Below are 19,842 nucleotides of genomic sequence, written 5' to 3'. Positions count from 1 at the left end.
TTAAATCAGCAAAAAACATGAAAACATATATTCCATATTCGCTCATCCTGATTCTTTTTATCTTAGCGACTTCTTGTGAAAAAGTCATTGATATTCAAGTAGACGATGATATCGGCAAGCTTGTCATTGAAGGTATCATTAACAATACAGAAGCACAACAAGAAATTAAGCTGAGTAAAAATATCGCATTTTCAGATCACAGCAACTATCCAGCAGTATCAGGCGCCATTGTTATTGTCCGGGATGATGAAAAAAATGAATATGTATTTAGCGAAACCACTGCAGGCACCTATATGTCGAAAGCATTTACCGGAATACCTGGAAAAAGCTACAGCTTTGAAGTTCGTCTTCATGAAAACAAATATACGGCGATATCGCAGATGCCTCAAGTGGTAAACCTAGATTCAATTGCTGCGGAAAAACCTAAGTTTGGAGAAAAAGATACCCGCAACATAAAAGTATTTTATCAGGATCCCAAAGATCAAATTAATCAATATCGGTTCGTCCTATTTGTCAATGATAAACAGATTAAAGATATATATGCAGTAAATGATGATTTTAACAATGGAAATCAGGTCAGTGTTACATTAAGACCCGATGAAGACGTCGATATCATTTCTGGAGATAAAATTCGCGTCGAAATGATCGGGATAGATAAAAACATCTATCAATATTGGTATAGTCTCATGCAGCAGTCTGCTGGTGCGGGTATAACGCCCAGTAATCCCCCCACTAATATTAGCCCGTCTGTATTTGGTTATTTTAGTGCACAGACCACGTCAAGCAAACAAATCCAGGTGGATTAACTTGCTTCTATTTAAAGTAAAGGAGATTTCCGATAAGAAATCTCCTTTACTTAATAATACGTGCGACTCATGGTTGAATCTTGATGTTCTCATAAAATTTCTCCTCCTCCTCAAATTATCGATTGATAGTGTGTTTCTCAATTCGCTTTAATAAATTCTCTTTAAAGCTAGCTCCTAGGGGCATCTCAAATCCAGCCACAGTCACCCAATGATTATCCACACTTTCAATATTATTCAAATTGACGACAAATGACTTGTTGACACGGACAAAATCCGAACCGGGCAGTTGATTACAAATGGTCTTGATATTCATCGCTACCATTAATTTTTTATTCTTTGTATGAATCATCACATAATCTTTCATCGCCTCTATGTATTGAATTTCATTTAATTCCAGTCGAAACAGTTTGCGATCAGCTTTTACAAAAATGTGATCAGTCTGCGTTACTATTTCCTGCTCTGATATGTTTTTTTGAAAATGGTTAATTACTTTATCCACAGCTTTTTTCAAACGGTCTTCAGCAATAGGCTTTAAAAGATAATCTAAAGCATTCAATTCGTAACTTTCTAAAGCATAATTGGGATAGGCTGTCGTAAAGATAATCTGGATAGAAGCTGGGACAAGCTTTGCAAACTCCAATCCAGTCTCCTCCGGCAAATGAATATCTAAAAAAACCAAATCTAACTGTTGCCCTTCCATGATCATACGGGCATCTTCTGTATTACTATACATACCCATACACTCCAAGCACTCATAATCTTTTAATAATTTGACCAGACCCCTCCTAGCCAAGGGTTCGTCCTCAATGACAATATATTTAATCGTTAACTTGTCTTTAGTCATATCAATCTTTTATTGGAATACTTAAAAAAACTTTAAATATATCTCCACCATCATCTATCTGTAAATCATATGTCTGAGGATAAAGGATTTCTAGTCGTTTACGAATATTACTTAATCCTAAACCCCCATACGCTGCTTGATGCAGTTTCTTTTTTTGCGAATTGATACAGGTAAAACAAATATGCTGATTATTTATGGATAACTGGATCTGTACATGTAAACCTCCCTCCATAGTTTGATGTGCACCATGCTTGACCACATTTTCAATAAAAGGTATAAAAAGAAATGGTGATACATGCATCTTTTCCAAATCGCTATCAACCTTAAAATCCACTATAAATTTATCCCTACGGATATCTTCCAGAAAGAGAATATTTCTCAATACCACTATTTCTTTCCCAAGTTCGATCGTATCCCCTTTTGATAAATACAATTGATTTCGAAGAATATCACTCAGTTTCACTAGAACTTTTGATGCTAATTTGGGGTTTTCATCAATCAAAAAATTAATGTTATTAAGTGTATTAAATAAAAAATGAGGATTAATCTGACTTTTGAGCTGTTCAAGCTGAATGGTTAACGTATTATTTTCAAATTCTTTAAACCTAATTAAATTAACGATCCATATTTTAAATAACTTAACACTACTTACCGCAGCTATAAAAATGGTAAATAGAATAATCAAAACTATAAAATCCTTCCAGTTTAAAAGTGACTGATCCTGTTTTTTAACAAACTGCAATTCCTGACTTTCCAGTACCAGCATACTTAAAAATATGAAGGTGTAAAGTGAAAATAAACTACCGGCATAATCTAAGAATCTACTTTTTAGTATAAAAAAAGGAATCAAAATATAATGGTTGATATAAAAGAGAGCCAAGAGGATAATAATGGAGATGAATTTGACCCATAAATTCCATATCTCAGCCTTCTTATCTACCTCTGCGGGAGCACTATTGGGTAAAAAATGAATCCCTATAATGGCTGCGATTAGTAGGACATGCCGAATCCATCGGTATTTACTATCTATTATAAAATCTATAAAAAGACTATTTTCATAGCCAATAATAATTTGTCCATTTTTCATGTAAAGATGTGTTCAAAAGCATTCATTTAACAAAGATACGCTATAAAGCTGAAAACGATTTAGCGGTTCACCTTCTTCATCATGCGATAGATTCGCGGTACTTCAATCAATTATTTAATCAAAAATATTTTTCATGAATCTGCTTCATATTGAAATTAGATTCAAATTATTCTTTAACTTTGTAATACATAAAAATAACTATTCTATCTATAGGTACATCTTGTTTGATTAAATACTGAAAAAGCTTTTTTTATCATCGATAAATATATATATAAGCATATTTAGTTACAAACCAATGTATTAAACATTTGTTATTACAAATAATAATAACAGCATTTGTATATTGTTAAGGCGATTTTATTAATATCTCTTACTTATGACAACAAATAACATGGAAAATAAAAAACCCAAAATAACTGTATTATATGTTGATGATGAGGAAAACAATCTCGTTTCCTTTAAAGCGACATTCCGGTTCAAGTATAAAATATTCACTGCCATCAGTGGTTCTGAAGCCATCGATATTGTCAAGAAAAATTCCATTGATGTCATTGTGACTGATCAACGGATGCCGGAAATGACGGGGGTTGAATTACTGGAAGAGATTATCAACATCGACCCAGAACCTATGCGTATTTTACTAACTGGCTATACAGATATGGGCGCAGTCATAGATGCTGTAAACAAAGGAAAGATATTTCATTATCTAAACAAACCTTGGAGCGAAGAAGAATTGGATGAAACCATCAACCGTGCGTATGATATCTATTCTGAACGTAAAAATTTATTGGATACTTATTCAAAATTGGAATTATCTAACGAACAGTTGGAATTTTTACTTCGTCAAAAACTGCTTTCTTAAGCAATAATTAGCGGTATCAGATATCAACTACTTACTTGGAACAACTATGGTAAAAGTTGTTCCAACCCCAATATCAGATTGCACATCAACTGTGCCTTGTAATTTCATTAAGGCACTTTTCACGTTGTAAAGACCAAAACCCATACCCTCGGCCTGATCACTCGCCCTGAAAAACAATTTAAAAATATCATTGATATATTCTGGAGAAATTCCAATTCCACAATCACTAACGATAAAAGTAGCATAGCCTTCAACGACTTTCACAGACAGCTTTACGAACTTATTTTCCTGATCTTTACGTTGATATTTAAATGCGTTAGAAAGTAGATTATGCAAAATTAATTCTAAAACAGTCTTATCACATTTAAAATCTTCCTGCTGATCAACATGTATTAAAAATTGTACATCGTTATTACGCACATACATATTGTAAAATGCTGAAATATCATTGAAAAGCTCTTTAAAATCGATATTAGATAAAAATAATTCTCCGCGTCTCAACAAATAATAGTCTCGTAAACTATCAATGTATAAATCAAGCCTAGTCAAAGAACCGTCCATCAAGGTGAGCAATTCATGAATTTGATCGATTTGATCAAATTGTAAAGCCAGCTTGACAGCTGATAAGACTCCAGTAAGTGGATCACGAAGATCGTGACTTACACTGTAAGCGAATTTATCTAGTTCATGGTAGGCTTTTTCAAGTTCCTCATTTTTAATATCCAACATGGAATTGGCTGCATAAAACTTATCAGCTTCTTCAATACAAGAAATCATCTCCTCTTCCAACCACGGTTTACGGACGAATCTAAAAATATGTCCCTTGTTAACGGCATCGATTACAGTCTCCATATCCGCATATGCTGTTAATAGAATACGAATCGGTCTTGGAAACTCTTTTTTTATACGGAAAAAGAAATCGATCCCCAATTCATTTGGCATACGCTGATCACAGAATATAATCCGGATATTAGGATTTTTAATGAGTATTTCTTCAGCTTGAACTGTCGAGGAAGCGGTGTGCACAACATAGCTATATCTAAAATTGGCTTTAAAACCAAATAGGTTATTTAATTCATCATCAATATATAATATTTCTATGTCTTTAATCATAATCTAATAATATAGCAATGCATTCCGCAATAACAAAAGTAAGAATATTTGTTACTTTAAGTACATTCCCTTTGTTAAATAATTTGTCGAATAGGAATAATCAATTTAAACATAGTACCTTCCCCTACGACAGAATCAACGACTATTTTTCCATTATGCTTAGCAATTGTATTATAAGCAATAGACATGCCTAATCCTGTACCTTCACCAACATCTTTTGTTGTAAAAAATGGTTCGAATATTTTCTCTCTGATATTAGCAGGAATGCCAATACCGTTGTCTTCGATACTAATAAAAATAAACGATTGATCCTCCTCTATTCCAGTGTTCAATTTTAACACTCCCCCTGGTTTATTGACAAACTTTTTATTTATAGCATAGATCGCATTTGTTAAAACATTTAGAAAAACCTGATTAAGTTTACCTGCGTAACATTCAATAAGTGGCAAATCACCATAATTTTTCTTCACCTCAATTCCCTGTTGTATCAAACTATTCAGAATGACCATGGTAGATTCCAATCCTTCATTAATATCAGCAAATTTAAGTGTATCTTCATCTACGCGAGAGAAAATACGAAGACTTTTAACGATCTCAGCAGTCCGATTAGCACCATCACTCATGCCCTTAAGTAAAAAGTCAACCTCCGTTTTTAAGTATTCGATATCGATTTCCTCTTTATAAGCTTGGATACGTGATTTCTTTTCACTTAGGGAAAGGTCTTGATCAAAAGCAAGATGCTCGACTTCTTCCAAAGTATCCCAAATCATATTAATATCACGTTTCAAAGGAGCAACATTTGAAGTTACAAAATTAATCGGATTATTGATTTCATGAGCTACACCAGCAGTTAATTGTCCTAAAGATGCCATTTTCTCTGCTTCTACCAATTGCGATTGCGTCTCTTTTAAGTGAGTCAAGGTTGCTTGCAATGATTCATTAGCCTCCATCAATTCACTTGTTCGCTCTTCTACCTTTAGCTCTAATACGACATTTTGCTCACGTATCAAACGCTCATTCTCAAGTGAAGTTGCTAATTCTTTAGCTTGAGATATTTCTTTTTCCTTTTTCAAAATATTAATGCGAGAAGCTAAAGCAAAAGAAAGTAAGGCCATTTCAATAATGGATGCTAGCCTAAAAGAATTGCTGGTAAACAAGTTATAGGGCAATATTCCATAATCCTTTAAAAGAAATATTAAAGCTCCTATAAGTAAGATAAACCATGCGATAAAGAAATATCTTGCTGGAAGATAATTCTTTTTTAACACATATAAAGAAGCGACAAATAGCACAGCTGTCTCCAATGAAGTGGTAATCTGCATCAATTCGAATGCGAACTGATGATAACCAAAAATCATCAAGAGAAAACTAATCACGAACAAAACCAAAAGCACCAACAACATCTTACGAATGATGGGTGCATTCGTACGGAGATTGAGGAACTGATTGGAAAAAAACAATACAGCGATACTACTCAAGCATGCAAAGAGAACAACACTGACCGATTCCCATTCCGGATTATTTGGCCATAGAAATTGAAAGTTGAAGCCGACAATTCCTAATTGTGTAAGACCCAAAAAAGAGATATAAAGCACATAGTATAAATATGCTGAATCCCTCACGGACAGAAATAGGAAAAAATTGTAGATGGCCATGATGAGCACCACGCCTAAAAATAAGCCTAATAAAATATTCTCTTTCCATAATCTTTCCCAAACGATATCTGGCTTGCCCACAGCAATAGGCAGTATAATTTGTTCTGAACTTTTTACTCTTAAAAAATATTGCTTCGTTTCGGGAGACTTGAGGTGGAGATCAAAAATATAATTTGTGCTTTGATAAGTCCGATGTTTAAAAGCTTTGAAACTTCCCAAATGAGCTAATGATCGAAGGTGGCCAGTATCATCTACATCATACAATTCGACATCATCCAATAGCGGATAAGCAACATCTAATAAATAATGTGAACGATTACTGAGATTTTGAATTGAAAAAGCAACCCAAACGCTGAACTTACTAATCCCAAGATTTGGATTGGCACTCTTACTTGGAATAAATTCATGGAGAAGTGTTTTGATCTCTTGCGGCTGCACCTCTCTATCTAATTTTAATATATGTAAATTAGAGTCAGGTGCCACATACTCAAAATTATCAGCCAGTTGTATTTGACTAAATACAGGTATAGGTATTATTAATAAAAATAATAGCAATCTAAATAACATCATACTATTTAACAGCCGAAACGACCACAATATTCATGGAACAAGAAAAATAACCAGATTGATCAGCACGTCTTTGGGATTCAATAAAATGATTTCGTTCATCAGCTCCAATCATATCTAATGCATGCATTTCATCTATCATTTTATCAATCCACAGATATTTACATGCATCTTCATATCTTTTTAATACAAATGGAAAAACTTCGATCGATATTTGTGAACATCCGCTTTCCATCAGATACGTCGATAAAGATTGTGCTGCCTTTCCATTATTTACTTTTTTTCCAGTTAGATAATGGTTCAATTTAGCTGTCGTATTGCTATCTCCATTATAAAATGAGAGGCTATTCCAATCAGACTCTACAATCACGATCACTCCCTTATCTTTTAGAATGCGTTGGGTTTCTTTAAACAAAGTCAAGGGATCGGAAAGATGTTGAACTAAGCGTTCCATCCTTACGCCGTCCACTGAATTATCAGCTAACGGTATCTCCAATACATTTGAAACCAAAAACTTGACATTGGTTTCCTCTTGTATCGCATTATTGCCAGCCGCGATCATTTCAGGGTCATGATCAATACCAATAAACTGCAATTTATCGTTATTAAACATACGGCTCATATTCAGCACATCCTGTCCAGAGCCGCAACCCAAATCAACGATAGTTCCCCCGTCTGGTGTATTTTTAAAAAATGCGTAAGATTTCTCTTTAACACCACTAAGTAATTTTAGTGTTTCGGCTAAATAGTCTATATTATAGTGCTTTTCGTACATTTTATCTGATCAAAGTATATTAAGATTATTCTCATCAAAAAATTCGTCATTATTTTTCTGTTTGGTCATCTGGTTGATTACGTCTTTCAAGTTCCATCGCTCCATGTTGTCCAATTGCAACATATAGTGGATCTCAATCTCTTTGGATCGCAATTCCTCGATTCTCACCACGTTGCCTGTATTACGCAATTCTAAAATTGCTTTTCTGTCTTCTTCAGATGCTAAGTCTAGATTATTGACATCATCTAAAATCATGGTTGTCGCAAGGAGATCAAGTTTCGGGTAATAGAATGTACCATTATTTCCCACTCCGCTTTCCAAACGATAACCCACGCATTTTGTCAAATTAATCGTATAGGGAGCACATAGTGCAAATAATGATTTTATACCTATTTGAGGGGCAATTGCAATCGCTGCTCTTGTCAAGAAAATACTACCGATTCCATAACCCGCAATTTCGCGCGAATTCCATAATCCGCATCCTTCTCCTGTACCCTCTTGTGCATAATCCCAAACCAGATCAAAGATCTTAGCGTCCATTTTTCCAGTCGCCTCCTCGATCGGGAGAGGTTGAGAACCTCCAGAAACATGTATTCTGGCTCCTCCATATACGTTTTCCCCATCGAGAGACTCCACAATTAAAACGAAAGCTGCAGGGTTATACATCCAATCATTTTTGGATGATGTAACTTTTTTAACACCTATCGCTGTTAAAACATGTGCATGACCTTCTATAAAACGCTCACAAGTTTTAGGATCATCAATCGCACGAAACGCTCTTAACCTGACCACAGGACGTCCCTCTTTAAATATTAGTGCCATGGAACAGTTAATTATTCGATTAAGATTCAAAAATAATCAATATAATCAAAAGATGTTAGCGATAAAAAAAACTTTACAATTTTACAGGCGCATTATTTTTTCAAATTTAAACCCACAGATCTTTAAAAGAGTTAACTCTCTATTGAAAAGGCACCTAAAATCATGATGTTCAAGTAGATATCCAAATACTTTGTAATCACTGATCATATCAAATTTAGATTAATTCGACTCAGACAACCAAAAAATAGGAGCCACAGAACCCTTTTCAATCACCTCTCCAAAAAACAACAATTTAAGCCAATTAATTAAACAGTGTAAAACTAAGCTTAAAATCTTTATAAATATAATTAAAAAATCTTAAAAGTTAATTTAACATAACTATGTGTTACATAACATTTTTTTTTGAACGATAGTTTCATTAAAATCAAGAATAAAAACGATATCTTGTTAAAGAAAATTCCTCGATGGTCACTAGAAATAAGACTGATCGTACATCGGAATCATGTGTAGTTTACGATAATACCATCATAAATTGTAAGTTTGTCTTATAACATCATTTTGAGTATGTAGAACTGGGCAATAACTATTACGTTAAACATATTTTGCTGATTGCTTGATTATCATTTATATACAGCAAATTAAATCATCAAGTCTATACTCATGACAATCATTTAGCAAAAAAAACTTGTTCCATGAAAATACTAATTGTAGAAGACGATCAACGTGTAGCAGAACTCATTAAAAGAGGACTTGAAGAACAGGGTTTTGAGGCGACATTAGCTTATGATGGTCTTTCAGGCAAAAAATTGTCTTCACAAGATCAATTTGATCTCGTCATCACCGATATCATTCTACCAAAGATGGATGGCTTAGATCTTTGCAAATACATCAGACAAACAAATCCCGACCTTCCTATTATCATGTTAACAGCACTCGGCACCACAGACGATAAGGTAGAGGGTTTTGACGCAGGAGCAGATGATTATTTGGTAAAACCTTTCGAAATGCGAGAGCTATTAGTACGCATCAGAGCATTATTGAAGCGAAATCAAAAAAAATCGGGAAACATGAACGTTATCTTAGTCTACGAAGATCTTGAAATGAATTTGCATACCAAGATGGTGAAACGAAATCAACAGCAGATTAGTCTAACTCCTAAAGAGTTTAAATTATTGGCCTATCTGATGCAAAATCCAGAGCGCGTATTATCTCGGGTCGAAATTGCAGATAAGGTCTGGGAGACCCATTTTGATACCGGCACCAATTTTATTGATGTTTATATCAACTACCTCAGAAAAAAAATAGATCGAAATTTTGATAAAAAACTCATTCATACAAAATCCGGGATGGGCTTTATTTTGAAAACAGAATCATGAAGATAAGAACTCGGCTGATTATACTTTTCACACTGATCACAGCGATTATATTAGGGCTATTTGCTACGATCATTTATCTATCTGCCAAAGAGAATAGGCAAATAGAGTTTTACCATCTACTGCAGAAAGAAGCGATTACTAAAGCTAATCTTTTCTTAAATGCCCATGTAGACAAAAAGATCTTGCAAGACATCTATCATAACAACCGAAAAATATTAAATGAAGTTGAGGTTGCTATTTATGACACTAGTTTTGATCTACTTTATCATGATGCTGTCGACATTGATTTTGTCAAAGAAACCAAACCTATGATTGATGAAATAAATCAAAAAGGGGAAATTAAGTTTTATCAGCAGGGTTGGCAAGTCGTGGGTCTACCCTATCTTTATGAAGGTAAAAATTATATCGTAACCGCAGCCGCATATGATCAGTATGGATATAGTAAACTAGACAATTTACTCCACAACAGCATCCTTGTTTTTATCATTTCCATTCTATTCATCCTCATAGCGGGAATCTTTTTCTCTAAGAAAGCATTCGAACCTGTACGAGCGATGATTGAAAAAGCAAAAAATATATCAGCCACAAATCTTGACCTTCGATTATCCAGCCATCAAAGTAAAGATGAGTTATCTGAACTTGCAGATACATTCAATGAAATGCTCAATCGTTTAGAAAATTCGTTCGAGGCACAAAAAAACTTCGTTTCGAATATATCCCATGAATTGCGCACACCACTCGCTGCCATTATTGCTGAACTGGAATTATCCAGTACCAAAGAGCGCAGTACTACAGAATATAAAATAGCGATTCATAATGCTTTAAATGATTCAAAAAAAATAGTCCGTTTATCCAACAGTCTACTCGATCTCGCAAAAGCTAGCTATGACCCTAGTGAAATCACATTCAAGCCCGTTCGTATAGACGAGGTCTTATTAGATGCAAGACAGCTTGTTCAAAAAACAAATCCTGAATATAAAATTGATATCCATTTTGAAGATGATTTTGAAAGCGATAGTCAAATTTCCGTAAACGGCAACGAATACTTATTGCAGGTTGCTTTCAGTAACCTGTTTGAAAATGGGTGCAAATTTTCCAACCCGCATCGATGTACTGTTTTGGTTTTATTTGACAGCAAACATATCATCTTAAAATTTAAAGATGAAGGTATTGGGATATCCAAACAGGATCGCTCAAGGATATTCAGCCCATTTTATCGGGGTAAAAATAAAGACTATACCTATGGCAATGGTATTGGACTTGCACTGACCGAAAAGATCGTTATGCTGCACAACAGTACGATAACAGTCGTTTCGGAAGAAAATGTGGGAACTACCTTTATCGTAACCCTTTGGAACAGCTAATTGTTCATCGGCCTCTCTTCTTCCCTTGTATCATGAACAACATCATGAACCAACACCGCATCAAGTTTTAGAAAATGATAACCAGTTAAATATCCTTTCTAATAAAATTCTAATATTTTTCTATTGGTCTTCTAACAGCTTATCATCGATAGACTCGGCACCTTTGCCCTGTTCAAAAAAACAGGCACTTTCTTAAAGGGAAGTGATGTAAAGTTTGTATTCAAGTCAAATCAAAAATATCATATCGATGAAAGCAACCACTACAAAAAAATATACCGCTTTAGCAAAGCTCCTTTTTATCTCTTTCATGTCGCTACATTTACTGGGTTGTCACACTCCAGTTGATCCAGAAAAAGAAGCAAGTATGACTTTACGCGGCGATACAATTTTGGTACATCAAGCAGCTCAAGTAAAATCATACTTAAAAACAATTAAAGTTCAAAAAGAGCTTCATCAACTGGAACTGACCACAACAGGAACAGTCAAAGCTATTCCGAATCAGTATGCTGAAATTACCGCTCCTTTCTCAGGACGTGTAACAGCAGTACATCTCAAATTAGGAATGAAAACAAAACCCGGAACACCGCTTTTCGAAATTGCATCACCCGAATTTACGGAGAGTCAAAAACTATTCTTTCAGGCAAAGACAGCTTTTCAAAATGCATCTTTAATCTTAAAACGCCAACAAGATCTTAAAGTCAATGGTGTCGGTTCCGAAAGAGATGTTGAAGAAGCTAAAGCAAATTATGAAATTGCTCAGAAAGAGTATGAGCATGCACGAGCTGCGCTCCAAATCTTCCAGATCGACATCAATAAACTCATTCTTGGCCAATCTCTTCTTGTGCGCTCACCCATTTCCGGAGAAGTCATTACCCATGATATCGTCGTGGGTCAATATATCAAATCTGACGAACCCTCACGCGCAAAAATTGCCGATTTGAGTCAAGTTTGGGTTGTAGGAATGGTCAAAGAGCAGGATCTCAACCTCATCAGCAAACTGGATGTAGCAGAGATTTCCATTGCAGCCTTTCCTGATAAAAAAATAAAGGGTACCATTTATCACATTGATGAAATTCTGAACGAAGATACCAGAAGTGTTCAAGTACTTGTTGCTTGTCAGAATTCAGATAAATTACTAAAACCTGGTCTGTATGTCAGTGTCAATTTTATAGAAAAAGCATCCGATGTAATCTTTATTCCCGAAAAATCATTGCTACAATACAATGATCAAAGTTACGTGTTGGTGCAGATTGGTCAAGATCAATACCTGAAACGTCCTGTCAAAACAGGTATCACAGATCAAGGCAAAGTACAGGTCATATCAGGTCTTAAAGTAGGTGAATGTATCATCAGTGAAGGCGCTTTTTACTTGTTAAATGCAAAATAAATAAAACGATCAGCTTCATCCAATCATCGTGTGCAAGGAGAGCACACCTCCCGAGATGATTTTAGTGCTCATTATAATTTCTAGATTCTTATATTGATGAAAAATATATTCGACAATACCATTGCCAAACGTTGGCTTATTTTGGCTCTTTTTATCCTTTTGACCTTCTTTGGATACTACTCCTGGACACAATTATCCATTGAAGCTTACCCAGATATTGGCGATGTGAGTTCTCAAATTGTGACTCAAGTACCTGGACTTGCGGCAGAAGAAGTGGAGCAACAAATCACTATTCCCATAGAACGCGCTATCAATGGTTTACCAGGTATGCATGTCATGCGCAGCAAAAGCACCTTTGGTCTATCTATGGTGACAATCGTTTTCCAAGACGGAACGGACGATTATTTCGCGCGGACACGCATTCAGGAACGTTTGACAGACTTAGCATTACCCTATCAAGCTGTCGCCAGTCTAGATCCACTCACCTCTCCGACAGGAGAGATATTTCGTTACATCATCGAAAGCAAATCCCATGATTTACGAGAGCTCACAGATTTGCAGACTTTTGTCATTATTCCGCGGATTAAACAAGTATCTGGTGTTGTCGATGTCACCAATTTTGGAGGAATCACCACACAATTTCAGATTGAGATCGATCCCCAAAAACTCGAGCAATATGGTATTGCCTTAAGCGAAGTGGTCAGTAAAATCGAAGCAAATAATACCAATGCAGGAGGAAGCGTGATGAACAGAGGCGACCAATCTTATGTAGTCCGAGGAATTGGATTGGTTCGAACACTGGAAGACATCGGCCATATTGTTGTCAAATCACAACATGGAACGGCTATTTTAATGAGAGATATCGGTCATATTAAATATGGAAATCTGGAAAGAAAAGGTGCTTTGGGTTATTCAGACAAGCGTGGAGCAAATTACTCCGATAATATTGAAGGAATTGTGCTCTTGCTAAAAGGACAGAATCCATCCATTGTTTTACAGGGAATCAACGAAGCGATGGATGAATTAAACAGCAGCATCCTCCCCGATGGCGTACAGATCCATGCGTTTATGGATCGTACAGATCTGATCGACACGACGTTAAATACTGTTTCCCATACTCTTTTAGAAGGAATGGCGTTGGTTATTATTGTACTTATCGTATTTCTGGGAAGCTGGCGTGGAGCCCTGCTTGTGGCTATTACCATCCCTGTAGCATTGCTGACTGCTTTTATTCTCATGCATTTTACCCATGTCCCTGCTAATCTATTATCATTGGGGGCGATTGATTTTGGTATTATCGTCGATGGTGCTATTGTGATGATGGAAGCTATTTTGAAAAAAAGAGAAGAAAATGAGCAAGCAGAGTTAACAGAATCAGATGTAGCTTCATTGGTCAAACAAATAGCAAAACCTATATTTTTTGCGACCATCATTATCATCACCGCTTATATCCCATTATTTGCTTTTGAGCGTGTAGAAAAGAAATTATTTACACCCATGGCATTCACCGTAGGCTATGCCTTATTTGGAGCACTATTGGTTGCCCTGTTTCTAATTCCAGGAATCGCTTATGTTGTGTACCGCAAACCGCAAAAAGTATATCACAACAAGTGGTTAGCAAATTTGACAACAGGTTATCATAGACAAGTCAAACAACTGTTGAAAAAACCAAAGGTTGTCTTTTTGCCACTGGCCATTATATTTTCCGGTGCACTAGTGCTCACCGCTACTGTCAGTAAAGATTTTCTTCCACCCCTGGACGAAGGTTCCATCTGGTTGCAAGTAGCCCTTCCGCCAGGCATCACAGTTGAAAAATCAAAAGAAATGAGTGATGCACTACGTGCACGAACACTCCAATTTGATGAAGTGACCTATATGATGGTTCAAGCAGGTCGAAATGATGATGGCACAGATGCTTGGACGCCCTCACATTTTGAGTGTAGTATTGGTTTACTTCCCTATAAACAATGGAAAGGTGGTAAAACTAAGGCTGATCTTATCGAAGAATTGGCAGCTGCATACGCAGAGATGCCTGGCTATGATGTCGCTTTTTCTCAACCTATGATCGATGGGGTCATGGATAAAATAGCGGGAGCACATAGTGAACTGGTCGTAAAAATATATGGAGATGATTTCAAAGAAATTCGTCGAATTGCGGAAGAAGTCATGTCCACATTACATCAAGTTAAAGGAGCTGTGGATTTGGCTATTGACCAAGAACCACCCTTACCTCAGTTACAAATTAAAGCAGACCGCAATAAAATAGCACAATATGGATTAAATGTAGCTGATGTTTCAGAGCTTATTGAAACTGCGATTGGAGGAAAGGCAATTTCTCAAATATTTCAAGAAGGAAAAGTATACGATATCATCTGCCGTTATCAGGAAGAAAGTCGAAATACACCTGAAAAAATAGGCGCCTTGATGCTCACAAGTGAATCAGGCATGAAGATCCCCTTGGCACAAATTGCAACGATCAAGCTCCATACCGGAGAGAGTACGATAGCTCGTGAGATGAACAAAAGACATTTAACTGTAAGGTTAAATCTTCGAGGCAATGATTTGACGTCTTTTCTCAAAGAAGCACAATCAACCATAGAAAAAAACATTCAATATGATCATGATCATATCAAAATAAAATGGGGAGGACAATTTGAGAACCAACATAGAGCCTACCAACATTTGGCGATTATTGTTCCGATGGCATTAGTGATTATGTTTATACTTCTTTATGGAGCATTTGGAAGTTTCTCCCAAGCTGGATTACTCATGAGCGTTGTACCGCTAGCCCTGTTTGGTGGTATGCTCGCACTCCATATCCGTGGAATGACCCTCAATGTATCGTCCGTTGTAGGATTTATAGCCCTATTTGGTGTCGCTATCCAAAATGGAGTATTGATGATAACACAATTCAACACCTTAAGAAAAAATGGCTATTCCCTTCAACAAGCTGTTAGCATGGGGTCACAACATCGTTTTAGACCCGTGATCATGACGGCTACAGTAGCGATCTTAGGTCTTTTACCGGCATCACTCGCTACAGGAATTGGTTCTGATGTACAGAGACCGTTAGCAACGGTGATTGTTTATGGGTTATTCTTTGCTACAGTGATTACCCTCTATGCACTGCCTTCATTATACTACCTCATGGAAAAGAAAAATACAGCTCAAGTAGCGCATTAAATTTTTCACCATAAATCATAAAAATCATGCTTAACATCACCACGATAACTAAAAATATATTGTTATTCATCTACTTGCCCCTATTGCTCGTTGATCTTGCACCGATTCAGGCTCAAGTTCTGGTGGATACCACTTTTCCTAAAAAAATAATGACCTATTCGGAATATATGGAAGCTGTTGTTCAAAACAACCTATCCTATGCAGCAGAAAAATTAAACATCAACATAGCTCAAGCAGCTATTGAAAAAGCTACAATAATTCCTGATCCCGAATTAAGTGCCGGATTTTTCAATAACGATCAACAGCACATGAAAATGGGATATGGCTACGATATCGGGCTAGATTGGACATTAGAGCTTGGCGGTAAACGAAAAGCTAGAGTAAACCTTGCAAAAAGTGAATCGGAATTAGCACTGCATGCACTGCAGGAATTTTTTCAAAATCTACGAAGCGATGCTACTACTCAATACTTAACAGCTGTGTACCATGAACAACTTGTTAAACTACAGCTCAATTCTTATGAAGCTTTGAATCAATTATCAAAATCAGACAGTATACGCGCAAAATTGGGTGCAATTACTGCTATCGATGCCAAACAAAGTAAACTAGAGGCAGCATCCATGTGGAATGAAGTCATCCAGTCCATTGGTTATTGGAAATCCGCTCTCGGAAACTTAGACTTATTAATGGGCAGCCAGCAAGCAAAAGTTGTCACGTCCGCAAGTGGAGGTTTTTCAACCTTCAATAGGAATTTTCATCTGCATGACTTGCTCGAACAAGCACAGTTATACCGTTCCGATCTACTTTACGCCTGGCAACATCAAGATGTTTCGAAAAAAACATTAGAATTGGTCAAAGCCAATCGGGTGATCGATCTCGGTTTAAATACGGGATTAACCCGTAATGCCGCAGCTCACAATGAAGTAGCACCAAGTCCTGCTTTCACAGCAACAAACATAGGCATCAGTCTTCCTCTAAAATTTTCAAACAAGCGAAAAGGTGAATTAAAAGAAGCTTACTATACCCTACAGCAATCCGAAGTACAGTACAAGCAGATCGAACTTCAGGTACACACAGAAGTTGTAAAGGCTTATTATCAATATGAAGCAACACAAAAGCAACTTCAACAGTTTACCACCGGCTTACTCCAAGATGCTCAAGCTATTTTAAAGGGAAAACGCTATAGTTATGAGCGAGGAGAATCCAGCTTATTAGAAGTGCTGCATGCACAGCGCACCTACATAGAAATGCAGCAACATTATTATGAAACACTTTTTAATAATGCTGTAGCGCTTGTGGAATTGGAACGATCCGCTGGAATATGGGATATTTATTTTTAACGATCTTGATGAAAAAGTAGAACGTTTACAGTAAAAATCTTACGATATTCTTGGATCGTTGGGTACATAACAACACAAAATCAAGCGGAAAAGAAGGACTAAAATTGTCAATTAAAAAATATTCTCCCTCAAAATAAACGTTTTAAAGAATATTCACAACATATACTTGGCATATATCAGGTATTTTTCTACCTTTGCATCACTCCAAACAACGAAGGAAACTTCAAAAAAAGAGTAAGATTCCGTAGCTCAGCTGGTAGAGCAATACACTTTTAATGTATGGGTCCTGGGTTCGAATCCCAGCGGGATCACAACAAAAAGCTTCACAGAATTGTGAAGCTTTTTTTGTATCCAATGGGATGAGAACAGAAGCGTTGGGATGGGTTAGACCTTTTTCATTGCGGACATGCGTTTGGGGTATGTGGGTCGCAATAAATCCCAGCGGGATCACAAGAAACAATATCAAAGAGAAATAAAACCCTGCAAATCAAATGATTGCAGGGTTTTTGATTTTACGGGTTTTACCAAAATATGCACGAAATCGCGTATAAAATGTGCGTCATTCGGTGCGTCGTTCTTTATAATATCAAACTCCCCTAATTCGTATTAATGCATTGATATTCAGATAGTTTAATAGATGAACATCTTGTGTTAGTGAAACTGCAAAGCTATTTTTGTTTAACCTTAATGTAATCGTTATGAAAACTAATTTTAGCGTGCTTTTCTTTTTGAAAAAGCCAAAAAACTACACAAAAGGGGCTGTTTACTTTATCTTTTTAAGGATTACAGTGGACGGGGTGCGTTCGGAAATGTCAACAAGCAGGAACTGCGAGCCGGAGCGGTGGAATGCAAAAGCCGGAAAAGTCATTGGTACAAAGGAAGATGTTAAAACCCTGAATGCCTATCTGGAAAATATTAAAGCCGAAGTTTATGCAGCGCATAGCCAGCTAAACTCGGACGGAGCTGCAATAACCGCTGATAGCGTTAAATGCAAATTCTTAGGCAAGGCCGAAAAAACGCACACCATTATGGAGGCCATTAAAATCCACAATACAAACATGGCCGCACTTGTAGAAAAGGAAGATTATGCAGAAGGTACACTGAGGCGATTTAAAATACTGGAGAAACACGTTAAAGAATATCTTTTATTCAAATACCAAACAGGTGACCTTAACATCCGAAATATAGACCATGAGTTTATTGATGGTTTTGATTTCTACCTGCACACCTCAAAGGATAATGATATCAATACCGCCAGTAAGCATCTTAAAAACCTAGGGAAAATCGTCCGTATATGTCTTAGAAACAAATGGATCATTACTGATCCCTTCTTCGGTTATAAGTTGAAATCCAAACTCGTACAAAGGGAATACCTGACTGCCGATGAACTGCAAAACATTGCGGGCAAAAAATACAGTACCGCGAGGCTATCGCAGGTTCGGGACTTTTTCTTGTTCAGCTGTTATACGGGACTGTCGTATGCCGATGTGCAAAAACTCAAACAAACTGACATACGTATAGGTATTGATGGGGAAAAGTGGCTGTTCAGCTATCGTAAAAAAACAGGTACTCCTATAGCTGTCCCGCTTATTCCCTAGCCGCTGATATTCTAGAAAGATATAAAGATCATCCTTTATGTGCCAATCAGAACAGAGCGCTGCCAATTTCCAGCAATCAAAAGATGAACGAGTATTTGGTCGAAATTGCCGCACTATCAGGCATCGTCAAAACACTCGGCAACCGGATCGCCAAGCGCACTTTTGCCACTACAGTTACTCTTTTGAACGGTGTACCTATTGAAAGCGTATCAAAAATGATGGGACATACCAATATACGCACCACCCAACTTTATGCAAAAATGCTGGATGAAAAGGTAAGCAGTGACATGGCACCTTTGAGACAAATTTTCGCCTCAATTTAACTCCTTCCGGTCGGCAGCTCATGTGCCGACCGTTTTAAATACTTGATAGATAAGATGGAAATAAAAATTTCTGATGAGCTGGTTATGAACCAGATTTACATGATAAGAGGACATAAAGTGATGCTGGACTCGGATCTGTCTGAACTATATGGAGTAGAAACCAAACAGCTAAAGCGGCAGGTAAAAAGGAATGTGGAACGTTTCCCTGAAGATTTCATGTTTGAGTTGAATACGGAAGAACAGAAAGTCTTAAGGAGCCAATTTGGCACCTTAAGACATGGGGCCCACTCGAAATATAATATTATGGCCTTTACCGAACAGGGCGTAGCGATGCTTTCCAGCGTACTAAATAGTACAAGGGCTATTGAGGTAAACATCCAGATCATCCGCATTTTTACCAGAACCCGCCATGTGCTGTCCGATAATACAGAGATCAGGCTGGAAATTGAAAAGATTAAAGGAAAACTGGATAACCAAGACAAAAACATGGAGATCGTTTTCCGCTACCTAGACGGACTGCTGGAGAAACAGGAACGGCCAGCGCCGAAAAGGACACGAATTGGGTTCAAACCCGACGAACTCTATTAATCGGACTTATCCCAGAATATCGAAAGGATTGCTCCCGAAAGAGCAATCCCTTTTTTTTGAGGGTTGCAAAACTCTTTTAAATAACATTGAGTTAACAAGTACTGTTTCATTTTATGGAGACAGTAGCTAGGATCATTAGAAGATGCGGACTA

The 19,842-nt window shown here is 36.7% G+C and carries 16 protein-coding genes and 1 tRNA gene; 11 read left to right on the top strand and 6 right to left on the bottom strand.

Annotated elements, in window-relative coordinates:
• Positions 1–17: 17 nt before the first annotated feature.
• Positions 18–806, top strand: a complete 789-nt coding sequence (locus tag C8N37_RS01665; protein ID WP_170114450.1) for a DUF4249 domain-containing protein — start codon at positions 18–20, stop codon at positions 804–806.
• A 115-nt stretch (positions 807–921) separates the two neighbouring features.
• Here the strand turns inward: C8N37_RS01665 and C8N37_RS01660 are convergent, their stop codons facing one another.
• Entirely contained in the window at positions 922–1,650 is a 729-nt protein-coding gene (locus C8N37_RS01660; RefSeq protein ID WP_108157250.1) for a LytR/AlgR family response regulator transcription factor, read from the bottom strand.
• A gap of 1 nt (position 1,651) precedes the next feature.
• Positions 1,652–2,737: a sensor histidine kinase gene (locus C8N37_RS01655; RefSeq protein WP_108157249.1), complete on the bottom strand. Its 1,086-nt coding sequence runs from the start codon at positions 2,735–2,737 to the stop codon at positions 1,652–1,654.
• 391 nt (positions 2,738–3,128) lie between these two features.
• Between C8N37_RS01655 and C8N37_RS01650 the strand changes: the two genes are divergently transcribed.
• Positions 3,129–3,599, top strand: a complete 471-nt coding sequence (locus C8N37_RS01650) for a response regulator (RefSeq protein WP_108157759.1) — start codon at positions 3,129–3,131, stop codon at positions 3,597–3,599.
• A gap of 27 nt (positions 3,600–3,626) precedes the next feature.
• On the opposite strand, the gene C8N37_RS01645 is transcribed toward C8N37_RS01650, so the two are convergent.
• The 4 genes from C8N37_RS01645 to C8N37_RS01630 all read right to left on the bottom strand — a co-directional run bounded on the left by C8N37_RS01645 (position 3,627) and on the right by C8N37_RS01630 (position 8,531).
• Positions 3,627–4,712 (bottom strand): sensor histidine kinase, encoded by a 1,086-nt coding sequence (locus C8N37_RS01645; RefSeq protein ID WP_108157248.1) that lies wholly within the window; start codon positions 4,710–4,712, stop codon positions 3,627–3,629.
• A gap of 74 nt (positions 4,713–4,786) precedes the next feature.
• Positions 4,787–6,937, bottom strand: a complete 2,151-nt coding sequence (locus tag C8N37_RS23140; RefSeq protein WP_108157247.1) for a sensor histidine kinase — start codon at positions 6,935–6,937, stop codon at positions 4,787–4,789.
• A gap of 1 nt (position 6,938) precedes the next feature.
• Positions 6,939–7,709, bottom strand: a complete 771-nt coding sequence (locus tag C8N37_RS01635) for a methyltransferase domain-containing protein (protein WP_108157246.1) — start codon at positions 7,707–7,709, stop codon at positions 6,939–6,941.
• A gap of 9 nt (positions 7,710–7,718) precedes the next feature.
• Positions 7,719–8,531 carry a hypothetical protein gene (locus C8N37_RS01630; protein WP_108157245.1) on the bottom strand — a complete coding sequence of 271 codons (813 nt, stop codon included), beginning with the start codon at positions 8,529–8,531 and terminating at the stop codon, positions 7,719–7,721.
• A 692-nt stretch (positions 8,532–9,223) separates the two neighbouring features.
• On the opposite strand from C8N37_RS01630, the gene C8N37_RS01625 reads away from it, so the two are divergent.
• The 9 genes from C8N37_RS01625 (at position 9,224) to C8N37_RS01590 (ending at position 19,690) form a co-directional block, all read left to right on the top strand.
• Positions 9,224–9,907 carry a response regulator transcription factor gene (locus C8N37_RS01625; RefSeq protein ID WP_108157244.1) on the top strand — a complete coding sequence of 228 codons (684 nt, stop codon included), beginning with the start codon at positions 9,224–9,226 and terminating at the stop codon, positions 9,905–9,907.
• Entirely contained in the window at positions 9,904–11,271 is a 1,368-nt protein-coding gene (locus tag C8N37_RS01620) for a sensor histidine kinase (RefSeq protein ID WP_108157243.1), read from the top strand. Before C8N37_RS01625 ends, C8N37_RS01620 begins: the two co-directional genes overlap by 4 nt.
• Before the next feature lie 247 nt (positions 11,272–11,518).
• Complete coding sequence (locus tag C8N37_RS01615) at positions 11,519–12,658, top strand: efflux RND transporter periplasmic adaptor subunit (protein ID WP_108157242.1); 1,140 nt, start codon at positions 11,519–11,521, stop codon at positions 12,656–12,658.
• 96 nt (positions 12,659–12,754) lie between these two features.
• Positions 12,755–15,841 (top strand): efflux RND transporter permease subunit, encoded by a 3,087-nt coding sequence (locus tag C8N37_RS01610; RefSeq protein WP_108157241.1) that lies wholly within the window; start codon positions 12,755–12,757, stop codon positions 15,839–15,841.
• A 26-nt stretch (positions 15,842–15,867) separates the two neighbouring features.
• Positions 15,868–17,181 carry a TolC family protein gene (locus C8N37_RS01605; RefSeq protein WP_108157240.1) on the top strand — a complete coding sequence of 438 codons (1,314 nt, stop codon included), beginning with the start codon at positions 15,868–15,870 and terminating at the stop codon, positions 17,179–17,181.
• Positions 17,182–17,419: 238 nt separating this feature from the next.
• Positions 17,420–17,492: transfer RNA gene (locus C8N37_RS01600), tRNA-Lys, on the top strand.
• A gap of 387 nt (positions 17,493–17,879) precedes the next feature.
• Positions 17,880–18,779 (top strand): site-specific integrase, encoded by a 900-nt coding sequence (locus tag C8N37_RS01595; protein WP_244914315.1) that lies wholly within the window; start codon positions 17,880–17,882, stop codon positions 18,777–18,779.
• Positions 18,780–18,862: 83 nt separating this feature from the next.
• The gene (locus tag C8N37_RS23030) at positions 18,863–19,102 is read left to right on the top strand and encodes a site-specific integrase (RefSeq protein WP_244914314.1); all 240 of its coding nucleotides are present in this window, start codon (positions 18,863–18,865) and stop codon (positions 19,100–19,102) included.
• Between the two features lie 54 nt (positions 19,103–19,156).
• Complete coding sequence (locus C8N37_RS01590) at positions 19,157–19,690, top strand: ORF6N domain-containing protein (RefSeq protein ID WP_108157239.1); 534 nt, start codon at positions 19,157–19,159, stop codon at positions 19,688–19,690.
• Positions 19,691–19,842 lie beyond the last annotated feature (152 nt).

This window comes from Sphingobacterium faecium (assembly GCF_003054045.1).
In the GTDB taxonomy this organism is placed as follows: Bacteria; Bacteroidota; Bacteroidia; order Sphingobacteriales; family Sphingobacteriaceae; genus Sphingobacterium; species Sphingobacterium faecium.
The sequence above is the reverse complement of the archived record's forward strand: the minus strand, read 5'-3'. Positions and strand labels throughout refer to the sequence as shown.